This window comes from Ciceribacter thiooxidans (assembly GCF_014126615.1).
GTDB lineage: Bacteria > Pseudomonadota > Alphaproteobacteria > Rhizobiales > Rhizobiaceae > Allorhizobium > Allorhizobium thiooxidans.
Genome location: NZ_CP059896.1, coordinates 2997378 through 3012001, shown reverse-complemented (window position 1 = coordinate 3012001; position 14624 = coordinate 2997378). Strand labels below are relative to the sequence as shown.

16 protein-coding genes are annotated in these 14624 nt (G+C 62.1%); 14 read left to right on the top strand and 2 right to left on the bottom strand.

Translation table 11 applies throughout. The features are described from left to right. The first annotated feature begins 47 nt into the window (after positions 1-47). The 4 genes from H4I97_RS14730 (at position 48) to H4I97_RS14715 (ending at position 4176) form a co-directional block, all read left to right on the top strand. A complete protein-coding gene (locus tag H4I97_RS14730; protein ID WP_182305393.1) occupies positions 48-491 on the top strand; it encodes a phage tail tube protein in 444 nt (147 codons plus the stop codon). A gap of 2 nt (positions 492-493) precedes the next feature. After that, a complete protein-coding gene (locus H4I97_RS14725) occupies positions 494-913 on the top strand; it encodes a gene transfer agent family protein (RefSeq protein ID WP_182305392.1) in 420 nt (139 codons plus the stop codon). A 476-nt stretch (positions 914-1389) separates the two neighbouring features. Continuing rightward, positions 1390-3504: a tape measure protein gene (locus H4I97_RS14720; protein WP_182305391.1), complete on the top strand. Its 2115-nt coding sequence runs from the start codon at positions 1390-1392 to the stop codon at positions 3502-3504. A gap of 33 nt (positions 3505-3537) precedes the next feature. Further along, a complete protein-coding gene (locus H4I97_RS14715; RefSeq protein ID WP_182305390.1) occupies positions 3538-4176 on the top strand; it encodes a hypothetical protein in 639 nt (212 codons plus the stop codon). A 38-nt stretch (positions 4177-4214) separates the two neighbouring features. On the opposite strand, the gene H4I97_RS14710 is transcribed toward H4I97_RS14715, so the two are convergent. Further along, positions 4215-4583 carry a hypothetical protein gene (locus tag H4I97_RS14710; protein ID WP_182305389.1) on the bottom strand — a complete coding sequence of 123 codons (369 nt, stop codon included), beginning with the start codon at positions 4581-4583 and terminating at the stop codon, positions 4215-4217. On the opposite strand from H4I97_RS14710, the gene H4I97_RS14705 reads away from it, so the two are divergent. The 9 genes from H4I97_RS14705 (at position 4573) to H4I97_RS14665 (ending at position 13820) form a co-directional block, all read left to right on the top strand. Beyond that, complete coding sequence (locus H4I97_RS14705; protein ID WP_182305388.1) at positions 4573-5196, top strand: hypothetical protein; 624 nt, start codon at positions 4573-4575, stop codon at positions 5194-5196. The genes H4I97_RS14710 and H4I97_RS14705 overlap by 11 nt on opposite strands. Further along, positions 5178-5612, top strand: coding sequence for a DUF6950 family protein (locus H4I97_RS14700; protein ID WP_244658660.1), 435 nt, complete (start codon positions 5178-5180; stop codon positions 5610-5612). Before H4I97_RS14705 ends, H4I97_RS14700 begins: the two co-directional genes overlap by 19 nt. A 347-nt stretch (positions 5613-5959) precedes the next feature. Further along, entirely contained in the window at positions 5960-9781 is a 3822-nt protein-coding gene (locus H4I97_RS14695) for a phage tail protein (protein ID WP_182305386.1), read from the top strand. Next, positions 9778-11295 (top strand): hypothetical protein, encoded by a 1518-nt coding sequence (locus H4I97_RS14690; protein ID WP_182305385.1) that lies wholly within the window; start codon positions 9778-9780, stop codon positions 11293-11295. Before H4I97_RS14695 ends, H4I97_RS14690 begins: the two co-directional genes overlap by 4 nt. 34 nt (positions 11296-11329) lie before the next feature. Continuing rightward, the gene (locus H4I97_RS24865) at positions 11330-11920 is read left to right on the top strand and encodes a hypothetical protein (RefSeq protein ID WP_342344124.1); all 591 of its coding nucleotides are present in this window, start codon (positions 11330-11332) and stop codon (positions 11918-11920) included. A gap of 2 nt (positions 11921-11922) precedes the next feature. Beyond that, positions 11923-12153: a hypothetical protein gene (locus H4I97_RS14680; protein WP_182305384.1), complete on the top strand. Its 231-nt coding sequence runs from the start codon at positions 11923-11925 to the stop codon at positions 12151-12153. Continuing rightward, positions 12150-12563 (top strand): hypothetical protein, encoded by a 414-nt coding sequence (locus tag H4I97_RS14675; RefSeq protein WP_182305383.1) that lies wholly within the window; start codon positions 12150-12152, stop codon positions 12561-12563. The genes H4I97_RS14680 and H4I97_RS14675 overlap by 4 nt, the downstream gene beginning before the upstream one ends. Before the next feature lie 87 nt (positions 12564-12650). Beyond that, on the top strand, positions 12651-13634 hold the full coding sequence (locus tag H4I97_RS14670; protein WP_182305382.1) for a peptidoglycan-binding protein: 984 nt from the start codon (positions 12651-12653) through the stop codon (positions 13632-13634). A gap of 3 nt (positions 13635-13637) precedes the next feature. Continuing rightward, a complete protein-coding gene (locus H4I97_RS14665) occupies positions 13638-13820 on the top strand; it encodes a hypothetical protein (protein ID WP_182305381.1) in 183 nt (60 codons plus the stop codon). On the opposite strand, the gene H4I97_RS14660 is transcribed toward H4I97_RS14665, so the two are convergent. Beyond that, a complete protein-coding gene (locus tag H4I97_RS14660; protein ID WP_182305380.1) occupies positions 13817-14119 on the bottom strand; it encodes a hypothetical protein in 303 nt (100 codons plus the stop codon). The genes H4I97_RS14665 and H4I97_RS14660 overlap by 4 nt on opposite strands. 103 nt (positions 14120-14222) lie before the next feature. Between H4I97_RS14660 and H4I97_RS14655 the strand changes: the two genes are divergently transcribed. Next, on the top strand, positions 14223-14468 hold the full coding sequence (locus H4I97_RS14655) for a hypothetical protein (RefSeq protein ID WP_182305379.1): 246 nt from the start codon (positions 14223-14225) through the stop codon (positions 14466-14468). Positions 14469-14624: the final 156 nt, after the last annotated feature.

The following is a 14624-nucleotide window of genomic DNA, read 5'->3' as shown; positions in this document are numbered from 1 at the left end:
TCACACCGGACGGAGCGATCCGGACCGATTTCCCATGGAGAAAGCCGATGGCACGCGCAACGACTGAAAACTTCCATCAGATGGTCGTGGAGATCGAAACCAACACTCCCGGCGTCTACTCGAAGATCTGCGGGCTCACCTCGCGTGGGGTCAACCGGACGTCGAACATGTCGACCTCCGAGGTTCCGGACTGCGACGACGAAAGCCTTCCCGCCGCGGTCGAGCGGGCCGTGCAGTCGCAGGAAGTGACGATCTCCGGGACAGGTGTGTGGGCTTCGCAGAGCCACGGCACGATGATCGACTGGTGGTATTCCGGCGCGACGAAGAACATCCGCATCGGCCACCTCAACGCCGCCGTCGGCGAGACGGAATACGAGACGGGCCCGGCCTATCTCGTCAACCTGAACAACTCCGCGGAACGGGGTGCGAAAGTGACGGCCGAGATCGACATCCAGTTCGACGGCCTGCCGACCCGCACCGCGAAGGCCTGACCATGCGGGGCGTCGATCTCACATGGGCCGGCGGCGAGCATACATTCCTGCTCACCATCGATCTTCTTCGCGCGCTGCAGGACAAATGCGACGCCGGGCCCCAGCATATCCTCGAACGGCTCGCCAGCGGCCGATGGATGGTCAACGACATCACCGAGACGATCCGCTTCGGGCTGGAAGGCGGCGGGCTTGCCAAGGACAAGGCCCGCGAGCTGGTGCGCCTGCATGTGGAGGACCGTCCGCTCACCGAGGCGATACCGATTGCACAGGGTATCCTGATGGCGGTGTTGTTCGGACCGGGAGACGACGTGCCGGGGGAGGGCGAGGCGGGGACGGCGGCGACGAGGCCGCGCCGCTCCCGCGCGGAAAATGGCGGTTCTCACACTTCTACCAATGGGCCGGAATCGTCCATCGCGACATAGGCCAGATGACGCTCTGGGAATTTTCCTGCCTGCAGGAAGGATATCACCGCGCCAACGGTGGGGAACGCGCGGCTCCGGCCATGGATGACGATCGTCTCGGCGAGCTCGGGATCGAGGGGTTCTGACAGGAATTACTTATCGCGCAACGCAGCGTGGATGGCATCGATTGCGGCCGTCTGGCGCTCAGCATTCGATCTTATTGCCGACAGGTGATCGACGATTGCTCCGAGCGCGTAAATCGCAGCGCCACCAACCATAACTGGCAGCAGGTAGACTGCGATAGCAATTCCGCTTCCGCGGGTCGTCATTGCCGCGAATACCAGCCCGATAAGACAGACGGCAAAGACTGCCACGCCTACAAATTTCAAAAACCCATCCATAAGGGCAGACGTTAGCAAGGATCAATGATTATGGCAATTACCGCAGAACGCCTGATCGTTTCACTGGAGGCTCAAATAAAACAGTTTGCGAATGAAATGGCGAAGGCCAGCGCGATCGCGAACAAGCGCATGGCGCAGGTCGAGAAGCGATTTATGCAGGCAAACAAGAACGTTTCGTCAAGCATGCTTGGGCTTGGACGGGGCATGCTGGCTGCCTTTGCTGGCGGAACAATCGTGAGAGAAATGATCGAACTCTCCGATTCGGCCACACGTATCGATAATGCGTTGAAGGTTGCTGGACTTTCCGGTGCCGAGCTGGAGCGCGTCTATAAGGGTCTTGCCAAAGCTGCGATGGATAATGCTGTTCCGCTGGAAACGCTCGCTGTCCTCTATGGAAAGGCCGCTCAGGCACAGAAGGAGCTCGGCGTCACAACCGAGGAATTGGGTGGGTTTACCAACAACGTCGCGCTGGCGCTGCGCGTTGCCGGCACCGATGCACAGGCCGCGAGTGGCGCATTGCTGCAGCTCGGCCAGGCACTCGGAAGCGGCACGGTCCATGCAGAAGAATTCGGATCAATCCTCGAAGGTGCGCCGACGATCGCCCAGGCGGCCGCGGCCGGTCTCAAGGAGGCAGGCGGTTCCGTCTCCAAGCTGAAACAGTTGGTCGTCGACGGCGCGATCTCGTCCCGCACATTCTTTCGCGCATTCGAGGCCGGATCAGTCATCCTCGAGGAGAAGGTCGCAGGCTCGACGTTCACGGTCGGTCAGGCAACAACGAATCTGTGGAATTCTTTGACTGACGTCGCGCGCGAATTCAACAATTCCACATGGGCGGCAAAAAGGTTCGCCGGCGGGATCAACGACGTCGCGACTGTTATTCAGGATGTCGATGTTTCTGGCTTCATCGAGCGCATCAGAACGGCGAAATCGGAATTCGAAGACTTTCTTCACTCCGCCGGAAATGCTGATGCATTCAAGGCCTTGAACGAAGCGCTTGGAGGTGCTGACGCGGAAGGCAGGGCATTCAACCCGGACGTATCCGAGGCTGAAACGAAAATCGCCGGATTGGAGCGTGAGATCAAGATCCTGCAAGAGCGTATTAAACTGAATACGAGCCTTGATATCAACAATACGGAGGCGCTCGCACGCCTTGCGGAGGTACGTTCCGAGCTTGCCAGACTCAGAGCCGACGCCGCGAACATGCCGGAAACGGTCGAGGGAATTTCCACGGTTGGAGATCCGCTTACCGGAAGCACTAACGGCCTGATGGGCGGTTCTTCGACGCGTGGCGGGCGGCGCAAGCCGGTCGTCGTCGATCCCGTATCTGTCAAAGACAACCCGCCACCGCCCGGCAAGTCGAAATCCGGATCGAAGTCTAAGGTCAGTGATTACGAGCGCGAGGTCGAGCAGATCCGGGAGCGGACGGCGGCGATCACCGCCGAGACATCGGCGATGGCCTCGCTCAATCCGCTGATCGACGATTTCGGCTATACGCTGGAATATGCGCGCGCGAAGCAGGAACTGCTTTCGGCAGCGCAGAAAGCCGGCCTCGACATCACGCCGAAGCTAGAGCAGAGCATCGACGCCATGGCATCCGGCTACGCCAATGCCGCGGCGGAGGCGGAGAAGCTCGCGCAGAAGCAGGACAAGATCGTCGAACGGGCCGACTTCTTCGCCCAGACGACCTATGACGCCTTTTCCAAGCTCATCCCGAAAATTGAAACGGGTAACGAGGCTCTCGACGGTTTCCTGAACACGCTGATCGAAGCCGTCGCCCAGGCGGCACTGCTCGGGACCGGACCATTCGCCGGCGTCGGCGGCGGGGGCGGGCTGCTCGGAAGCCTGTTTCAGGCCTTTCCCTTCGCAGACGGCGGCGTCGCCCGGTTCGGCAAGCCGCTCAAGACATTCGCCAATGGCGGCGTTTCCAGAACGGCGGCGATTTTCGGCGAGACGGGGCGTGCCGAGGCGGCCGTGCCGCTCCCGGATGGCCGGCGCATTCCCGTCGATCTGCGCGCCCCGGCCCGTACAGGCGGAGGGGATACGCTTACCCTGAACATGAATGTCTCCGTGGCCGGAACAGGGGACAAGGAACTGATCGCCAACATGGAGGCGGCCGCCGATCGCTCCACTCAGAAGGCCCTCAAGCGGTATGACGGTCGCCTTCCATACAGAATTCAGGAAATCAACCGCAATCCAAACAAGATCAAGTAGGGCCGAACAAAATCAAATAGGGAAGGGCGGCGCATGCTCTCGCTCGCAGACTTCTTCGACCATCTGCGGCTGATGCCGTTCCGCTGGAAGATCCGGGAAAACAATGAGCTTTCCGGGATCGGAGACGCGCGGGTTTGGCAGGCTGCCATGGCGCCGGAGCTGTGGAGCGCATCCGTCACGCTGCGGACGTCGAAAAGTGCCCTAGCCGAGGCGATGGCTGCACGCATCCGGGCTTTGCGCGGCGCACGCGACACCTTTCTGTTTCGCGACCCGTTCCGCTGCTTTCCGGCATCCGACCCTGGCGGCGCGATCATCGGCGCCTCCACCGTCACCGTGCAATCCGTCGGGGTGAGCCTGAACACGATCAGCCTCGCAGGGCTTCCCGCCGGCTACCGGATCACGACCGGAGACAAGCTTCAGGTCACGTCCGCCGCCTACCCGGACAAGGTCGCCTTTCTCGAATTCAGCACCGACGCCATTGCAGCCGGAAACGGCGTGCTGCCGGCGACGGATGTCTTTCCCAACGTCCCGCCATGGGTTGCGGCCGGGAATGCCGCAGTGCTCGTGCGGCCCGCCTGCAAATGCGTCATCGTGCCCGGCAGCGTGAGCGAAGGCACCGTCAACGGGAGCATCACTGCGGGGCAGGGCTTCCAGATCATTCAGAAGAAGTAGGCCGGCGATGATGAACGAGATTCAGGATATTTTTGTCTTTAAGGATGGCCATCTTCACTGCGCCGCGCTGCGAGGCGATCTTTCGCCATCGTCGCCACATTCTCGACGATGCTCCTCGAGAGCGTCCGGATGTCTTGCGAGACTTGTGTCTCGGCTGATGTTCTGGCGTCGTTCATCTCCGTGACGCATGCGTTGCGGAACTCCTCTATCCAAGGAGTTCCTTTCTCTCCCTTCATCGAAGCAATTTCGAAGACCAGCCGTTGAAGCATGATCAGAACGGTGTGCTCGACTGCATTGTATCGCACGGCAAACTCATCACTCATCGTCTCTCCTCCCCAAAAGTCATCGCCATAGAAGCATGGCGAAATGCGAGAGTCGACCAGCGCCAGACGGAAGATGAAAGACATCTCGGCCAACTTCCTTGCAGCACTTCAGGCGGCGCGTGACGGCTCCATTGTCCCGCGGCGGGCCGTCACGTTCTACGCGAAGGATCGGTTGACCGGCGCGCTCGTCGAGGTCGGTTTCTGGACCGGCGACGAAGACGTCGTTTTCGAGGTCGTCTCCGGCACGACCGGCGTCGCCGAGGAGCGGACATTCTACGGCGCGCTCAATCTCGACATCGGCGAAATCCCGCGCGTTGCGGACCTGACGACGCAGACGGTCAGCATCCGGTTTTCGCAGGTCGCCGATATCGCCCAGCAGCTCGTGCGCGGCTACGACATCCGGCTTGCGCGCGTCGAGATCCACGACGTGCTTCTCGACGCGACGGCGAAGCAGCCGGTCGGCCCTGGCGAAATCGCGTTTCTCGGGCAGGTGGACGAGGCTCCGATCCACACGCCGGCGGCCGGCGAGGAGGGAGACGTCACTGTGTCGGTGATCTCCGAGGCCATCTCGATGCTCTCGCGCACCAATCCGCAGAAGGCATCATATCAGGGTCAGAAGCGCCGCTCGGGCGACGAGTGGGGAAAGTACAAGGGGACGGTCGGGACATGGGAAGTGCCGTGGGGACAGAAGAGCTGACGAGGGTCGCCGACTGGCGGCGGCAGTTCGATCGCGCCTGCGACCGGCTGCGGCTGGAGCCGTTCTCGTGGGGCGACAATGATTGCGCCGTGGGGCTTGCCGGAAACCTCGTCCTGGCGCTGACGGGCGTCGACGTGGCATCGGCCTATCGCCGGCGCTACACGACCGCGATCGGCGCTCTTCGCGTGCTGCGCAACAGCGGCCATGCGAGCCTCGGCGACCTCGCCGCATCGCTTCTCCCGGAACACGCCCACCCCAGCATGGCGCGTGTCGGCGACATCGTCACTGTGACCGACGGCAGCGCGATCGGCGAAGTGCTCGGCGTCGTCAACGGCGAGCGAATTTTCGTGATGACCGCCCGCGGCTTCGGGACGGTCGACCGTTCACGCGCCACAAGGGCATTCAAGGTCGGCTGATGAAACTCCGCACATTTCTGTCTGCAAGCGCCGCCTACCTGGCGGGCGCATCGCTTGCGCATGCCGGCCCGCTTGCGGCGGCGATTCCCGCCTTCTTCGGGCTAACCGGGATCGGCGCCAGCCTGCTGCAGCTCGGTATCGCGGTCGCCGCCTCCTACGGGCTTTCGCTCTGGCAGAAGGCGCATGCCAAGACCCAGACGACCGCGAGTGGCGTTACCGTTTCGATCCAGACCGGCGACGACAATCCGGTTTCCGCGATCCTCGGAACCTATGCCACCGCCGGCATCCGCAATTATGCCGGTTCCTGGGGAACGGCGAGCAAGACGCCGAATGCCTATTTCGTCGATGTGATCGAACTGGGAAACCTTCCTTGCGCCGGCCTCAATGCAGTGTTTGTCAACGGCGAAAAGGTGACGCTGCTGACGGCCGAGGCGCACGCCTCCTACGGCTATCCGGTGAGCGAGTACCGAAAGGGCGGCAAGGACTATCTCTGGATCAAGTTCTACGACGGCACACAGACGACGGCGGATGCCTATCTGACCGAGAAATTCTCGACCGATCCGGACCGCCCGTGGTCGGCGAGCATGATCGGGCGCGGCTGCCCGTATGCGATCGTCACCGCACGTTTCAACAAGGATCTCCACAAGTCTGTCCCGACGTGCGTCTTCGAACTCCAGTCGATCCCGCTTTACGACATCCGCAAGGATTCGACGAACGGCGGTTCCGGCCTTCACCGGTGGGACAATCCCTCGACATGGGAGCCGTCCGTCAATCCGGTCGTGCAGGCCTACAACGTCATTCGCGGCATCTACTACGCCGGCGAGTGGTTCTACGGCGGGCAGAATGTCAATGTCAATCGCTTGCCGTCGTCCGCATGGATTGCAGCTGCGCAGGAGTGTGGTCATATCATCTCGCTCAGCGGCGGCGGGACTGAGCCCGCTTATCGCAGTTCCTATCAGATCCAAGGCAACGAAACCGGGATCGATGCCGTGCGGGAACTCGCCAAGGCTGCGAACATGCGCCTGGCCGAAGTCGGTGGCGTGTTCAAGCCGCTGGTCGGCGCGCCTGGCTCTGCCGTCTATTCCTTCACGGACGATGATATTCTCGTCACCGAGGGGCAAAGCCTGGAGCCGTTCCCCTCGCTCGACGAGACGATCAACGGCATAGAGGCTAGCTATCCGGAACCGTCCGAGGTGTGGGCATCGAAGACGGCGCCGGCGCGTTACGACGCGACGCTCGAGGCGGCGGACGGCGATCGGCGCCTCCTCACCAATGTCGACTTCAAGGCGTGCCCATTTGCCAACCAGGTGCAGCGCCTGATGGTGGCAATCCTCAACGATGCCCGCAAGTTTCGGGTGCACCAGTTCTTCCTGCCGCCGGATGCATACCCGCTGGAGCCGAACGACGTCGTTTCGTGGACGTCGGACCGCAATGGCTATGCGAACAAGAAATTCCTCGTCGAGGCGATCGTCGGCCGCCCGACCATCAACCAGCTCGTGACGCTGCGCGAGATCGATCCGGCGGACTATGACTGGTCAACGGACCTCGAACTGCCGACCGCAGTCGGGTGGACCGGCCCGATCATCCCTCCGGCGCAGGCATTCGACGGATGGGAGGTGCAGCCGGACACGATATATGATGCGGCTAACAACGCGCGCCGTCCGGCGATCAAGGTACTTGCTCCAGACGATCTCGACGACGTGCGGAACGTCCGGGTGCAGGTGCGGCGTGCCACCACGACTGCGATCATCTTCGACGTGGACTCACTGCCGTACTCCGATCCGTGGGCGTGGATTCTGAATGGCACCTTCCTGCCCGCGCAGACGTACGAAGTCCGTGGAAAGCTCATCCCGTATTCGACGAGAACGACGGAATGGTCTGCATGGCTTGAAGTCATACTTCCTGACATTAGGCTGACTTCCGATGACCTCGCGGCTGGAGCTGTCAGCGGTGACGTTCTCGCCGACAATTCGGTCATCGCCCAGAAGCTCGCGGACTCGGCCGTCACCGCATCGAAGATCATGGACGAGGCGGTGACCGAGCTGAAGGTCGCCAATCAGGCCATCAGCACCGCGAAGCTCGCGCTCGCGGCCGTGACGGCCGACATCATCGCCAACGGGGCGGTGCTCGGGACGAAGCTCGCCGACGCGGCAGTCACGGCGCAGAAGATCGCCGACGAGGCAATAACGGCGACGAAGTTCGCCGCCAGCCTGAAGCCGGTCGAGATCGTTTCGGAGTTGCCCGCAACCGGCAATGTCGAAGGACGGGTGGTCTACCTTTCGACCGACGACAAGCTCTATCGCTACACGGGTGCAGCGTGGACTGCAGCGGTGGCGGCCACCGACGTCACGGGGCAATTGACCGACGCCCAGATCGCCGCCGTGGCGGCCGCGAAACTGACGGGCCAGATCACTTCGACGCAAATCACCGACGGGGCCATATCGACGCCGAAGCTGGCGGCAGGGTCGGTCAGCACAGACAAGCTGGCGGCCGGTTCGGTGATTGCCGAGAAGCTCGCCGCGGAAGCCATTACAGCGGAGAAACTGGCGGCTGGCTCGGTAACGACTGCGAAGCTCGCTGCCGGATCGGTGACGGCAGACATCCTCGCCGTCAATTCGGTGACCGCAGGTAAAGTGGTCGCGGGCGCGATCGGCACCACACAACTTGCGGCCGGGGCGGTGACGACCAGCATTCTCGCTGCTGGGGCGATTACGGCCGACAAGCTTGCAGTAGGGGGCGGTGGAAGAAACCGAATTGTCAACAGTGATTTCGCTGCCGGGATGACTGGTTGGTCCTATTTTATAACCGGTGGCGAATGGTTGGTGTCCGTAGCGACGAACACGTATGCTGTGCCGACAGGCTCACTACAGGTTATCCAGACGGGGGCGGCTAGCTACGGGCAATTCGCAGACGTTATTCCCGTTAATCCCGATGGTAGCGCGGTTGAGTTTTCAGTTGCGGCAGGTACGCGTTACGAAATATCCGCCTACGTGTTCGGCCATCGAAGTGATTACTGCCGAGCGCACATAAAATGGACCGACGCGGCAGGCACTACCGTAGGGTATTCGTTCGCTGATGCGCCGACGCATCAAAACTTCGACCCGCAAAAGAACCTGGCCAACTACGTTCGGGTTGGCGTCATCGGGCAAGCTCCCGCGACTGCTGCCTATTGCCGGGTTTTCTTTCGTTGCTGGGGGCATTCGGCGACTTACGGTACCGACAGTTATACGTGGGTCGCCTTCCCATACTTTGGGGAGGCAACCGTAAACCAGACTGAGTTGTCGCCGTGGGCCCCAACGGGCGTCACGCTCATTGAAGGCGGCAATATCGTCACCAATGCGATCACCGCTCTTCATCTGTCCACTGGCTCGGTGACGGCAGACAAGATCGCGGCTGGTTCCGTCACAACCGAGAAGTTGGTGGCCGGTTCCGTCACCGGCGAGAAGGTCGCGGCGCTCACGATCACAGGCGACAAGATCGCGGCGAACACGATCGGTGCCGACAAGATCGCTGCAAACTCGATCACGGCGAAGCAACTGGTGCTGACCGATTTCAGCAACCTCGTGCCTGACAACCAGATGATTGACATCGCGAATTGGAGTGGTCCGGGGTGGCAGTTATGGGACGATCATAACCTTATGTCGTCCTACAACGTGTTGCAGTATTACGCCGGGCCGTGGGGTAGCGGAGGATATACCGTCGCGCTCAACGGTAAGTCATTTCCGGTCAAGGGCGGCGCATCTTATTGGATCGGCGGATCGTCCTACTCGAACGACAACTACGAGTGCTTGCTTCGCATACATTGGATTGACGGCAATGGGGCTATTATCAGCTATGTCGACTACCTAATCACGGGCGCGCGCGGCCCCGGAATGCAAACCGCCAATGTATCTCTGACGGCACCGGGTGGCGCACGAACAGCATCGCTAGCGGCTTATGTGCAGCGCGACAACACTACCGGCCCTGTCTACGTCGGTAGTATGTCGGTGCGCGAAAGAAATGCCGCCGACCTGATCGTCGATGGCGCTATCACGGCAAACAAGCTCTCCGTCAATTCGCTCTCTGCCGTTTCGGCGAACTGCGGCACGCTGACCGCGGGCGTGCTGCAAAGCTCCAACGGCAAGATGGTGATTGACCTCAACGCCGGCACGATTGTGATCTCGTCATGACGATGACAGGGATTGGCTACGATTATGTCGGCGTCCAGAGCGTCAAGATCACCAAGGGGACGTATCCTCCCCTGACGACCGACGACAGCCTCGTCGCCCGCTTCCTTTATAACTCGAAATGGTCGAAGGACGTGAAGCTATCGGACCTCAAGGTCAGGTCGCTCAACACCACCGCAGGCCCGACCTATACCCCGTCGTCTTCGAACTGGACCATGTTCCATGCCTACTACAACGGGAACCAGAACGAGGTTTTCACGAACCCGTACTTCAGCAACATGCTGTACACCTTCCCGCTCTACGACATCAAAGTCGTGGATTCCTCGACGGGTCGCTACATCGGCGGGGTCGTCGAAAAGACGTTGTCCGGCTATGACAATCGCGGTGGCGCATGGAGGCTCCGCAGCGCGCGGCAATCCGGGTGGCTGGCGGCCGACGCCACCTATACCTTCTCCGGCTACTTCGCGGCGACCCTCAACCCGCAACAGCCGAGTATCCGCCTCCAGGACTGGAACCAGCCGGCCAATTCTCTGACCGATCTCAACCACCTGATCATCTGGCGGTTGCCGGGGGACAACACGGCGATCATCGACGGCACACCGCTAGCGGCCGTTGCCGGGCAACAGCAAGTGCGGATCACCTCGACCGAATGCAAGGTGTCCAAGCCCGGCTTCGACGTTCGCACGGCAACTGCCACACAACTGGCCTTCGATGCGTCGAACATTCCCGCCAAGATCATCGCGGCGGCCGACATCGCGGTGCCGGCCGGATCGTCGTCTTACAACTGCGGTATCACCCTGCCGGCGAACACGGTCGTTGACCTGCACTTCTACGAAGAGGGAGGGGCTATCGCCTATCCGGCGCCACCGCTCTCAACCGACTTCGGCGCGTCCTACTGGATCGACGGATCGCTGATCCGTTTCTCCAATCCGAATGCGGCGTGCCGTGCGCGCTTTCTGGTCTATGCGGCCGACAGCACCGGCCCGACCAGCGGCACGAACAATGTGCTCCGCCAGTTCACCTCCGGCGGCGAGAACGTCGTCCAGTTCCTGCGGCCGGGAGCCTCGGCCACTCCGAGCTTTGCCGACATTGCGATCGACAGCAGGTGGCCGGCAGTGCAGATCCTCGCCGAGGGCTATATTGCGGTCGGGACCGGCGAAAACACCTACGTGGTCAACTACAGCGGCGCCGGCATGTTCACCTTCGTCAAATATGTGACGGTGCACGGCGCGGGCAATTACTCGGTCAGCGGCGATCTGCAAATTGCCTTCAGCAAGCGTGTCCGTGTGCCGACCGCCGGCAAGTGCGCGGTCTATGATGTCGGCTGGACGAATATGAAAAACACCGGCGACTCGACCTACGTGACCTACGGGCAGGTGCAGGCAACCTTCCACACGTTCAAGGGCAACCCCATCCGCCAGTACTACAATCAGAGTGACTACCCCACCATCCACTACGAATACGACCCGTCGCCGATCGTCGGCATCCGCTACTACGTCCTGGGGATCGCACAATGACCGAACAAGCCACCAGAGAAAAGAGGAAAGAGACATGAACCTGATCGGAAACACATGGGCCAATCTCGCCGAGATGGTCGTCAATGCCGTCGAAAGCGGCACCGCATCCCGCTCCGTTGCCTGCGCCGCGTGGTGGCTCGGCTCACAGTCGATCCTCGGTGATGCGGCGTTCTGGAGGCAGGCGGCGGCGTTCGCGACCTCGCAGCTTCCGGAGGCGGAGCAGGACATCATCAAGGCACAGCTGAAGCCGGACGAGATCGCACTGATCACGGCCACGCTCGAATGGCCCGCCGTGCCGGAGACGATCTCCACCACGATCGCCGGCTGGTGGCCTGCGGCGGCCACCGACGCCGCGACGAAGGCGAAATATGCCGGGCTGCTGGCACAAGCGATGAACGCGACGGCGCGTGAATACGGCTACGACAGCATCACGACGGCGGTCACCTATCGCGGCGATCCTAACGCGACCTTCGCGGCAGAGGGCGAGGCCTTCTTCCAGTGGCGCTCGGCGGTCTGGCAATATGGCATTGCCGAACTCGCCGCCGTCACCTCCGGTGCCACGCTGCCGACCACGGCGGCATTCGTCGCGGGCATTCCGGCGTTCACCCTCGGGACGGGGGCGTGATCATGGCCGCCTTCAAGGACAAGCTGGCGGGCCAGCGGATGGCCAATGCGGAGGCACTGGCCGACTATTACGCCGAGATTTCCGATGGCCTGGCAACGAGGCTGGCGGAGGCGCTCAACCGTTTGAGGCCCTATGATCCGGAGTACGTCGCACGCGATCTCGGAGAGCCCTACGAGGCGCCGATGTGCGACACCACAACCGACGGTCTGCAAGAAATTGAGGAAGGAGAATGAGCATGGAACGAAGGGAAAATCTGGCGGTGGGATCGATTACCGCAACAGTTCCCGTGTCGGAAACCACTCGCCTGGGGATCGATATCATGGGCCGGATCGACGCAAGCAAGATCAAGTGCGGAACCGTCAGCATGAGCGCTGAGATGGTGGCCACGAGTGTCGCAGAGGATCAGGAAACCGAAATGACCAACGTTTACGCGTTCTACAGCGCCTGTTTCACCATGGCCATCATCAGCGTCGACGAGCGTGGCTCAGTCCTTCTTTTCGACAAGGCCGACGCGGATTGCCTCAAGCTCTGCGTCGATCACCTCAAAACCAAATCTGACGACGCGCGCATCGAGTTCTATCGAATGCTGCTCGACAACCGTCCCCTTCGCGGCCCTGACGGCATTCTTTCGCAGCTGCATTAATCAGGCATAAATTCCGCCTCTGCCGGAAATCTACGGCCACAACGGCGCGCGCCCGCTGATCTGAATTAGCCCTCAGGAGAACCACCCATGACCGGGATCATCTCGCCGGCGCAGCTGCGCGCGGCTGCAAAGTCACGCGTGAACGAGGCCAACATGGCTTCCATTCTCGTGGCACTCGACACATACGGGGCCAAGGTCGGGCTCGACCGGCCGCACCGGCTGGCGCAGTTTCTCGCCCAGGTGATGCACGAAAGCGGCGATTTTCGTTACGATCGCGAGATCTGGGGCCCAACGAAGGCGCAGGCGCGCTATGACACGCGCACCGACCTCGGCAATACGCCGGCGGCGGACGGCGACGGCAAGAAATTCATGGGCCGGACGGCGATGCAGGTCACGGGCCGCGGCAACTATGTCGCGTTTCGCGACTGGTGCCGGTCGATCGGCCTCGATCCGCCGGATTTCGAGAAGCAGCCGGAGATGATCAACACCGATCCGTGGGAGGGCCTCGGGCCGCTCTGGTACTGGCATATCGGCAACCCGACCGGCAAGTCGCTCAACATCCTCGCCGATCGCGGCGACGTGGAGACGATCACCAAGCGCATCAACGGCGGCAAGACCAACTTCGCCGACCGGGTGGAGCGGCTGACGCGGATCTCGCTGGTGCTGCTCGGCTACCATCCGGGCGAGGTCCGGACATTCCAGAAGGCGGCCGGCATCGAGGTCGACGGCGATGTCGGGCCGGAGACGCGGGCGGCGCTGCAAAAGGCGCTGCTGGCGATGACACCCGGGGAGGCGGCGCGGCCGGAGGTGAGTGCCTCTCCCGTCGTCGAGGAAAAGCCCGTCCTGCCGCCGAAGGTGGAGAAGGAAGTGAAGACCAAGGCCGATCGCACGAGCTGGCTCGTCGCGCTGGGCGGCTCGATCGGCACGACCATGACCGGCCTGCTCGGTGCGCAGTGGCAGACGGTGCTCGCGATCGGCGGCGTCTCGCTGGTCGCGCTCGCGCTGATCATCCTCCTGCGCGGGCAGATCGTGGCCGCGGTGCGGGAAATCCGCGCCGGCGTGGAGGGCTGACCGATGGCTGATTTCATTATCCCGATCCTGCTGATCATCGGCGGGGTCTTCTGGTCATTCCTGCGCATGTATGCCGACATGATGCGGCCGGTTCCCCTCGGCTGGGGGCCGGGTTATGCCGGGCCGGCTGCGGCGCTCGCCGGCGTGGCGTGGCTCGCGCATTCGGTTTCCGGATTGATCGGCTAGCCCTGCCTGCACTCGCCGAGCGCGATCCGCGCATCACGCTTGCCGCATACGGTGCAGGTGAGACGGTGTTCGTATGTATCGAACGGCTTCGTCTCAAGGCCCGCTTCCTTCAGCGCTGCGCGGGAGAGCTCAGTCGTATGGCCGCAGGCCCGGCATATGGCCGCGATGTCGACGTGCTGCGGCAGCACATAGGCCGCTCCAGGGTTAGGGCCGCCCCCGCGGCTCTCGAAGAACCGCCGTTCGACGGCGGGAACTGCTGATGCTTCCGGGGCGAGATCAATGCCTCGGCGGTGTTTCATTGGTGCGCTCCTCGCGTTTCGCGCCCCTATCCCGTTCCATTTTTGTTCTGCCGCCGTCCGGTGACTTGCCGCATGGCGCCGGCCACGTCAAGAGGGAAGCACCATGGTCATCGAATATCTGAAACTCGGCGTCGCCGCGCTGGCCGGCGGTTTGCTCGTTTCCGGGCCGGTCTATCTCGCCGGCCGGAGTGACGGGAAGGACGCCGGCCGGCTCGAAGCGGCGAAAGTGGCGGGTGAGCGCATCACGCAAATGGAGAAGAACAATGCGGAGTTCAATCGTCTTTCGGATCGTGATCAGTGTCTCGTGTTCATGCATGACAGCGAGTTGCCAGCCGAGGCTTGTGACTAACGGCGCCGGCTATCAATTCGTGCGGTTTGCCGATCCCGCTACGGCGCGGGCGGCATCGCAGGACGCGACGGCCGGGCCGTCGATCGCCTCCAACAACCGCCAGTGCGCACGCGACGCCGCATGCCGGAAGTGACTTTCTCCGACCGAACCACGGGA